The organism is Chamaesiphon sp. OTE_8_metabat_110 (genome assembly GCF_031382685.1).
In the GTDB taxonomy this organism is placed as follows: Bacteria; Cyanobacteriota; Cyanobacteriia; order Cyanobacteriales; family Chamaesiphonaceae; genus Chamaesiphon.
In genome coordinates, this window is the sequence record NZ_JANMZA010000153.1 from 1 (window position 1) to 9,018 (window position 9,018).

At 48.1% G+C, this 9,018-nt stretch carries 7 protein-coding genes and 1 pseudogene; 4 read left to right on the forward strand and 4 right to left on the reverse strand.

The features are described from left to right. Nucleotides 1-46: 46 nt before the first annotated feature. The 4 genes from rpsD to RMO52_RS05655 all read right to left on the reverse strand — a co-directional run bounded on the left by rpsD (nucleotide 47) and on the right by RMO52_RS05655 (nucleotide 5,937). The gene (rpsD, locus tag RMO52_RS05640) at nucleotides 47-655 is read right to left on the reverse strand and encodes a 30S ribosomal protein S4 (protein ID WP_309739034.1); all 609 of its coding nucleotides are present in this window, start codon (nucleotides 653-655) and stop codon (nucleotides 47-49) included. Between the two features lie 696 nt (nucleotides 656-1,351). Continuing rightward, entirely contained in the window at nucleotides 1,352-2,473 is a 1,122-nt protein-coding gene (locus tag RMO52_RS05645; RefSeq protein WP_309739504.1) for a CO2 hydration protein, read from the reverse strand. Between the two features lie 21 nt (nucleotides 2,474-2,494). Continuing rightward, a complete protein-coding gene (locus RMO52_RS05650; protein ID WP_309739505.1) occupies nucleotides 2,495-3,964 on the reverse strand; it encodes an NADH-quinone oxidoreductase subunit M in 1,470 nt (489 codons plus the stop codon). A gap of 134 nt (nucleotides 3,965-4,098) precedes the next feature. Then, a complete protein-coding gene (locus tag RMO52_RS05655; protein ID WP_310411713.1) occupies nucleotides 4,099-5,937 on the reverse strand; it encodes an NAD(P)H-quinone oxidoreductase subunit F in 1,839 nt (612 codons plus the stop codon). A gap of 304 nt (nucleotides 5,938-6,241) precedes the next feature. Between RMO52_RS05655 and RMO52_RS05660 the strand changes: the two genes are divergently transcribed. The 4 genes and pseudogenes from RMO52_RS05660 to RMO52_RS05680 form a co-directional block, all read left to right on the forward strand. Continuing rightward, entirely contained in the window at nucleotides 6,242-6,376 is a 135-nt protein-coding gene (locus RMO52_RS05660; protein ID WP_310411716.1) for a hypothetical protein, read from the forward strand. Nucleotides 6,377-6,470: 94 nt separating this feature from the next. Further along, nucleotides 6,471-6,626, forward strand: a complete 156-nt coding sequence (locus RMO52_RS05665) for a hypothetical protein (RefSeq protein ID WP_310411720.1) — start codon at nucleotides 6,471-6,473, stop codon at nucleotides 6,624-6,626. A 43-nt stretch (nucleotides 6,627-6,669) separates the two neighbouring features. Continuing rightward, nucleotides 6,670-8,358, forward strand: a pseudogene (locus tag RMO52_RS24645) (ribulose bisphosphate carboxylase small subunit). Between the two features lie 444 nt (nucleotides 8,359-8,802). Then, nucleotides 8,803-9,018, forward strand: a 216-nt coding sequence (locus RMO52_RS05680; protein ID WP_310411728.1) for a BMC domain-containing protein, incomplete at its 3' end; no start/stop codon positions are given.

Below are 9,018 nucleotides of genomic sequence, written 5' to 3' on the forward strand. Positions count from 1 at the left end.
AAGAGAGTAGATTTTGGATGCAGCCGCCATCCAAAATCCAACATCTCTAGGCTTGTCGAGAGTAGTACTCGACGATTAGTAACTCATTGACTTGAAGAGCTACCCACTCGCGTTCGATCGTGCCTGTAACTTTACCAGTTAAGGTCGGCTTATCAAATTCCAAATGGTTGGGGGTGTTAGCCAAGCCGGGATATTGGAGATTTGCTTCTACCAATTTCTTGGATGCTTCGCGGTTGCGAACGCCGACGACATCGCCAGAGCGACATTGATAACTAGCGATATCCACGGTGCGTCCGTTGACGGTGACGTGTCCGTGGTTCACTAGTTGGCGTGCTGCTGGAATGGTGGGAGCCATTGCCAGACGGAAGACAGTGTTGTCTAACCGCATTTCGAGTAATTGTAATAAAACTAATCCGGTGGAACCTGTGGCGCGTCTTGCTTTCCGCACGTAGCGGAGCATTTGCTTTTCGGTGACACCATAGTTCATCCGCAATTTTTGCTTTTCTTCGAGGCGGATTGCGTATTCAGAACGCTTTTTCCGGTTTTGACCGTGTTGACCTGGGGGATAGGCACGGCGTGGTTCTTTGCGGGTTAAACCCGGTAGGGAGCCTAAACGACGTGTAATTCTCAGTCTCGGTCCGCGATATCGGGACATATATTTCCTTAGTGCTTGATACTTAACCCAAAACTCCCATTATTACATAGGAGGGTGATTCTGACTAGTAGTGAATTTTGAGTGAGCCTAGAAATCTAGAACTTTGTGATGGTGGCTTCAATGTTTAACGGCTAGTAGCAAGCGTGTCGGTACAATAGAGCGAATTTGTGGGATGCGGATTGTATTGTTGTGGACAGAACCCGGATCTGGGGGTCGCTCCGACCCCCAGCCCCCCCGTTGAAAGCGGCTCGCGCACGCCTTTGTTCCCCGATTAGTGACAAGTTAATCTTCGACCTGCCAAGGCAGCGCTTCGCTATCGCAAGTGTCAAGCAGGTTTGACGATTTATCAATCGACCAATCCATCACATGTCTAGCGATCGAGAACCTTTGTACTTCGATCGAGTCAGAAAAACTCAAACTCCACATTTGGCTTGTTTATCTCAAAGAACCACTATATGTGGTACTTGACATTCGATCGAAAACCTTAACTTGTCAGTCCCAGTAGGGTGGGCACTGCCCACCATCTAGATTTCAGCCAATATCTACCTCGATCGAATCCATATTTACCTACTTAAAATTACCGAGTTAACCTTAAATATTTGGTAGCTCAGAAGAGTAAGGGCACTGCCCACCATCTAGATTTCAGCCAATATCTACTTCGATCGAATCCATATTCACCTACTCAACATTACCGAGTTAACCTTGAATATTTGGTAGCTCAGAAGTCAATAATCGATCCATCCAGCCTTCAAAATATGCTGTGTTAGTTGCTTGTTCTTGAGGATTTTGGGTATCTAGCGGGTGGGGCGCTAAACCCAAAATCGTCGCGCTGGTGACGCAATACATCGACTTTTGAAAACTTTGGCAAATTTTCACGAGTAAATCGTCTTCTTTGCGCTTGGTTTCTTGATACATTTGGTGGAGATATGGTGGGATATAGTGCCGCATATCTTGCATCAACAACGTTGGTGGGATGCCAGCACCGCCGATCGGGAGCGGGTCGGCATATAATGCACCGTAAGTAAATTCGGATTGCTCGATCGGGATTTGATGAGCTTGAGCGTTGTAAGAAACTACACCTAAAAATGGCGTACCGCGAAAGAAGATTGCTTCGACATAGGGGACGGCAACATCCATGAGGAAGGTGAGATTTGCCGACTTGGGTAGGATGTCATAATCGCGATCGTCGATTTTGACTGTATAAGTAATCGGATTGGCAGCCGCTGCTACCAGCCCTGATTTAATCCAATCTACTACGTCAGGAATGCTCTCGATTTTACCTTTTTCGTAAGCTTTCCCTAATGTCAAGAAAATCGCCGCCATTACTTCCCAAAACTGACCGAGGGCATTGTAATAAACAGATTGCCGGACTTGCTCTGGTAAGAACTCTGGAAAAAATCGATGTAGCAGTCCAATTACCGGATGACCTTTAATTTTGGCTTGAATTGCTGGCTCGATTAGTTCTCTAAATTCTGGTGACTCGATGTACTGTTCGAGCTTACCACCACCATGCCAGAGCATCACTTTCATGCAGTACTCGGCATATTCATAATTAATCCGATCGTGCCATAAATGCTGTGTTAATTGCTTTGACGACACGCCATTATTAAAGTACTTAAAAAATGGAAATACTGTGAGAAATTCGCGCTCGGCAATATGCTGAAGATTTACTTGGTAAGCGTCTAGGACATAACCATAACTATCGAGGATACCAACTACTTCTTTAACATTACTGGGATTGTCTGGTAGTAAGCTTTGACCCTGATAGAATCGATCGATATAAGTAGCAAAACGATGACAGGAATTAGGATTATTCATTTGGCTTGAGGATGTTGCTCTTTATTTTGTCACACTTGCCACGATCGCTGGTGGTTGATGTAGTGTTGCGGCAATTGTCGGTTCGCTCCAGCGGGTGATCCAACTTGGTTGGAGTCCAAATAAGACGATCGCGACTGTTAAGATCATTGCGGGGTATCGTTCTCGCCAAGTGACAGCTTCGAGGTTTTGTACTGGCGCTGATAGCCGCCCAAAGAAGGCTTTGTTGATTAGCAGGAGATAATAAACAGCCGTCAATCCCGTCCCGATCATACAGAACAGCGTTTGGACAGGGAAAATGGGGAAACTACTCCGAAAAATTAGAAATTCAGCGATAAACCCGACCATTCCAGGAATTCCCGCACTAGCCATCACGCTGACTACCATCAAGGTGCCGATTACTGGCATCCCGCGCTCGGGATTTAGCAGTCCTTGCAAGACATTAATATCTCTGGTTTTAGTCTTCTTGTAGACCACGCCGACTAGCAAGAACAGCGTCGCCGAAATCAGCCCGTGACTGACCATCTGAATCATCGCCGCCGAAAAACTCAACGGGGTATTTGCCGCTGCCGCTAGTAAGATATAACCCATATGACTGACCGAACTGTAAGCCACCATCTTCTTCATATCCGCCTGCGCGATCGCCATCAATGCCCCGTACAATACACTGACGATCGCCCAGATCGACAGCCACGGTGCCGCTACCTGCCAAGCTGCTGGGAATAACCCAACGCAGAAGCGCAAGATTCCATAGGTGGCGAGTTTAAGCAGGACTCCAGCTAGTAAGACGGAAATCGGGGTAGACGCCTCGACGTGAGCGTCAGGGAGCCAAGTATGAAACGGAAATAGGGGCATCTTAATCCCAAATCCCAGCAACAGTGCGCCGAGTAATAATAACTGCTGGCTCAAAGGAAGTGCGGCTGAAAGTGCGGGATCGTAAATAAAACTGTTACTTCCACCAAACCAAGCTAATCCCAAAAAGGCTGCTAAGATCAGTGCGCCAGATAGCGCTGTATAAATCAAGAACTTAGTAGCTGCATACGCCCGTTTTTGACCGCCCCAAATCGCAATCAGCAGATATAAGGGAATCAATTCTAACTCATAGGAAATAAAGAACAGCAACAAATCTTGCGCCAAAAAGACACCACTCACCGCCGCATTCAAGATCAAAATTAGGCTGTAATATAGACGCGGGCGTTGGATCTTTTCATCGCTGCTGTAAATAGCCACCCAAGTTAATAAACTATTGAGCGCGACTAATGGCAATGACAACCCATCGATACCCAGTCGATAGGACAAGCCTAAAGTATCGATCCATGTGAAATTTTCAACAAACTGCATTCCAGGATTACTCAGGTCGAACTCAGTCAATAACAATACCGTCCAACCGATAACTGCGATCGCGATCGCCGAAGCGATCGATCTGGTGCGATCGGGCAAAATAGCCACAAGAATTGCCCCGATTAAGGGCACTATTAGTAAAGTACTTAGCATTGAATTAGGGGATAGGGGATAGGGGATAGTGAATAGCGAATAGCGAATAGCGAATAGTATTAAAGTAGGGTGGGCACTGCCCACCATATAAGTTTTAGCCTCTTACAGCAATCCCTATTCCCTATTCCCTAGTGTTAGAGAGACCAAAATAACCAACCGATTGCTAAGCCTAAAAATCCGGCTCCCATGGCAATGGTGATGAAGTAGCTTTGCACCTGACCCGAGGCACCATATTTCAAACTTTCACTACTAAAAATTGTCACAAAGCCGACTAAATTGACGAAACCATCGACTACATATCGATCGAGCCAAGCAGTCAATTGGGAAAGATGGTAGACAAACCAGACAACCGTATTATCGTAAAGTTTTTCCACATAAAAATCATACGTTAATAGCTCTTGCACCCAAGGTAGGGATAGCTTGACTGGAGTGCGATCGGATCTAAAGTACAACAAGCCACCAGTTACAAATCCCAATACGCTCGATAAACTAATCGAGACTAATCGCAACGAGTCGATCCGATCTAGATCGGGCAGTAAAGACAGTTGGGACATCGCTAGTGGAGCCATTAGGGTCAAAACCGTCAAGAACACCATCGGTAACGCCAACGGCCAGGGGACTTCTGGTGCGCGCCTAGTTTTAGGTTGAGTTTTACCTAAAAACACCAGCCCAAATACTCGTGCTAGATTAAAAGCCGTCAAGCCATTGACTAACAAGATCGTCCAGATCGCCCAGGGATAGTCAAGGCGTAGTACTTCCAGCCCCTCCTGAAATGCCCAAAAACCACCTAACGGGAACACGCCAGTCATTGCTAGTGAACCGACGACAAAGGCGCTCGTCGTGGCTGGCATACTCTTGGCTAATCCCCCAAACTCGGTCACGTCTTGGTTGTTAGTCGTTAAAATCACACAGCCGACACTCATAAAAATCAATGCCTTGGCGATCGCATGAGCGAACAGCAACAGAAATGCAAAACTAATCCATTTCGCCCCAATTGCGATAAATACCAGCCCCAAATAAGCGCTAGTTGAGTACGAAATCGTCCGCTTGATGTCGATCTGAGCGATCGATACCAAAGTCGCCCCGATCGCGGTAACAGCACCGATTACCATTAATGTCGTCGTCACAACTGGCGATAGGTATAAGATGGGATGCACTTTAATCAAGATATAAGCACCACCCGTGACAACTACTGAATTTCGCAAGATCGACGCGGGATTGGGGCCTTCCATTGCTTCATCCAGCCATAAATGCAGCGGAAACTGAGCGCATTTGCCGATCGGCCCAGCAATCAGCGCCAACCCAATCAGCGTCGCGCCCCAAGGCGGAAGATCGGTCGTCTCACACCAATCATACAAGTCTTGAAAATCCAGACTCCCCGCAATGCTAGAGAGGGCAATGACTCCAGCAAACAGGAGGATATCTCCCGCCCGTTTGGTTAAGAATGCGTCTCTAGCGGCTTTCACCACCAACGGTTGCGCGTACCAAAAACCCACGAGTAAGTAGGTCGAAAGCGTCAGCAACTCTAGTAAGCCATAGCTCATCAACAGCGAATCGCTAATTGCCACCGCGCTCATCGCACCTTCAAAAAAGCCCACCAGCGCGAAAAATCTGGCTAGCGCCCAGTCTTTTTCCATGTAGCCCAAGGCGAACACTTGTGCCAGGAGGCTCAATACCGTGACTGATTCCATCGCGCCGACGCTGACGGGCGATATCTCGAAGGTGAGATTTAGTTGCAGTCCCGCAACCGTCAACCAATTAAATACAATGTGATAGGGTTCGTGGTTCCAGACCGACCGAAATAACGCCGTGCCATGAATAAAGGCTAGCGTTGTCATCAAAATATTTAAATAGGCTGCTGGTCTTGGGCCAGTCCGGCGCACCAGTCGCGTCATCCAGGGGATCGTCAAAATTGCCCCCAATAAACCATAGCAGGGGATCAACCAGGCAGTATCCAGCAGCATCTGTTCCATAAATTGCGATCGAGTATCCGTAATGTGAATAATATTAAAAAATGATTTTAAATGTAGCGCGTTGGTGTGGCCTCCGCTTTGCGGAATCGGGCACATTGCACGTTGTCACTAGACTACAGAATTTTTAAGTTAAGCTAAATCGGTGTTTGTTAATTTTCCACTACCAACCATTATCTATCAGAACTAGCCGATCGCGCCGAACCGGGATCGCCCACCCGATTCCGCAAAGCGGAGGCTACGCCAACGCCACCAACCCACTGGCGGGCATCAGCCTAACTTATGACCATTATCGTAAAGAATAATTTTGGATTATATTGCCAAATCGATCGCCGAAACTGTACTATCGATCGTATCGTTAGCACTATTTTCGGTTTTACTGACCTTTAAATTGCTCCAGTTTGGGCGAATCTTAGCTCAAACGCTGATTCTTTGGCTGTAAAATTTCGACTAGCACCTAAGAGATAAACATCATCTAACCGAATCGATGCCGAGAATTTGTACTACACAGCCACGGCGTTGGCGTAGCCTCCGCTTTGCGAAATCGAGACGATCTGAGCGCTAGCTTTGATGGCAGTAAAAGCTGCTGGAATGAGGCGGCGATCGCGACTTTTTGCCGATTAACCGACCGTAGCCAAATTGAGATCGATCGGGTGACTTGGGACATTACTCGCAAAGGATCGGCATTTTGAGCGATCGCTACATAAATTATTTAAGGAAAATTTTGAGAAAATTATGGTATTCCAGAGTAATGTAACGGCATCGCCATCTACGCCGTGGTCGAAGACGCTAATCGAGCCAAATATTCACCCAAGTGCATACGTACACGCGTTTTCTAACATCATTGGGGATGTCCGCATCGGTGCGAATGTAATGATCGCGCCCGGGATTTCGATTCGGGCGGATGAGGGCGAACCCTTTAGCATCGGGGCAAATACGAACATTCAAGATGGGGTCGTCATTCACGGACTAGAGCAGGGTCGCGTTGTCGGCGACGATCGCCAGGAATACTCGGTGTGGGTGGGTGAGAATACATCACTGACCCACATGTCGCTGATTCACGGCCCCGCTTACATTGGCGATAATTGTTTCATCGGCTTTCGATCGACGGTATTCAATGCCAAAGTCGGCGATGGTTGTGTCGTGATGATGCACGCCTTAATTCAAGATGTCACTATTCCAGCGGGTAAATACGTCCCATCTGGGGCGATCGTTACCAATCAGCAGCAAGCAGATCGTCTTTCCGATGTCCAGCCAGACGATCTCAAGTTTGCCTCCCACATTATCAGCATCAACGACTCGCTGCGGTCTGGCTACCGCTGTGCGGATGATATCGAATGTATTACGCCATTTCAAGCGGCTGTCGATCTCTCTAGTTCGGGCTTGTATAGCATCGCTCGCGCTGCAAATATCAAAGAAGCCAGCCACAACAAGTCCAATCTGGCTCCCGATGTGATCGAGAACGTGCGGCGGATTCTCTCCCAAGGCTATACTGTCGGCACCGAACATGCAGACAAACGCCGCTTCCAAACTAGCTCGTGGACTAGTTGTGCGTCGTTTAACTCCGATCGCGAGGTGGAAATCCTCAAAGGTTTGGAAAATTGCCTCCAAGAGCATAGCGGCGAATACGTCCGGCTGATCGGCATCGATCCCCACGCCAAACGCCGTATGCTGTAAACCATCATTCAACGACCGGGTGATATTCCGGCGGCTGCTAGTAAAAGTACTGCTGTGACTACATCAGCCGCGACCCATGCTGTCCCTAGCAATGGAGCGAGTGCGCCCACGAATGGTGCGGGTGACGAGATCGGTAAGCTCGTCCGTCAGCTCCTCACCCAAGGCTTGCAGCTAGCAGTCGAACGTGCCGACAAACGTCGCTTCCAGACTAGTTCCTGGCATAGCTGCGATCGGATCGACTCCCAAACCGAGAGTGCGATCGTCAGGGCGATCGCCAACTGTATTACCAATAACCCCAACGATTATGTGCGCGTCATCGGTGTCGATAGTCACGCCAAACGTCGCGTGGTCGAAAAAATCGTCCACCGTCCCGGTCAAGCTAACTCCTATCCTCCTACCCCAGCAGCGAGTACCAGTTACACCCCGCAACATACCAGCACTAGTAGCAGCCATACCACTGTAGCTAGCCCTACTAGCACTGTTTTGGCGATCGATGTCGTCGAGACGATCTCGCGGCTGGTCGCCCAGGGTTGTGCGATCTTTACCGAATTTGCCGATGAGCGGCGCTACAAGAGCAATGCTTGGGAAACTGGCGGTCGGGTCGAAGGTCGGACTGCTGCTGAAATCTCGCGGGCATTGGAATCGATCGTCCGCGATCGGCAAAAATCGTACATCCGTATCATTGGGGTAGACCAACAAGCCCGCAAACGGACGATCGAAAAGCTAATTCATCGCCCAGGGAAATAGGACGAACTAACCTGGTGATGCACAAATAATAAGTTTTGTCAACTCAGTTTGCTACCGTGAGGATGGGGATCGCTAGCCTCACATAAAAGTTTCTGATACCTAACTTAACAAAATAAAATTGTTGCTTATATTGCCAAAGCGTCACGTCTCAGTCTATGCTTGACTTTAGCAGATGCAGAGTATTGGGGTTTGCATAGATAAAAGTCTATGGAAACAATTAACATTTACTACTAAATCTGATTCGGTGCAAATCTGCGATCGAGTCGTTTTCTAGACTCGTTAACCTGTCTGGAAACAGAGGCGATCGCGAGTCGCCCTCTTGACTCGCTAATCCGTCTGGTTTCCAGACGATCGCGAGTCGCCCTCTTGACTCGCTAATCCGTCTGGAAACAGAGGCGAGCGCGAGTCGCTAATTACAAATTTACTCATAAGGAAGAAAAATATATGTCTATTGCCGTGGGAATGATTGAAACCAAAGGTTTTCCTGCTGTTGTGGAAGCTGCCGACGCCATGGTCAAAGCCGCACGAGTCACATTGGTCGGCTATGAAAAAATTGGTAGCGGACGGGTAACTGTCATTGTCCGTGGTGATGTCTCTGAAGTACAAGCTTCCGTATCCGCAGGTGTGGAATCCGTTAAGCGCGTCAATGGTGGTGAAGTG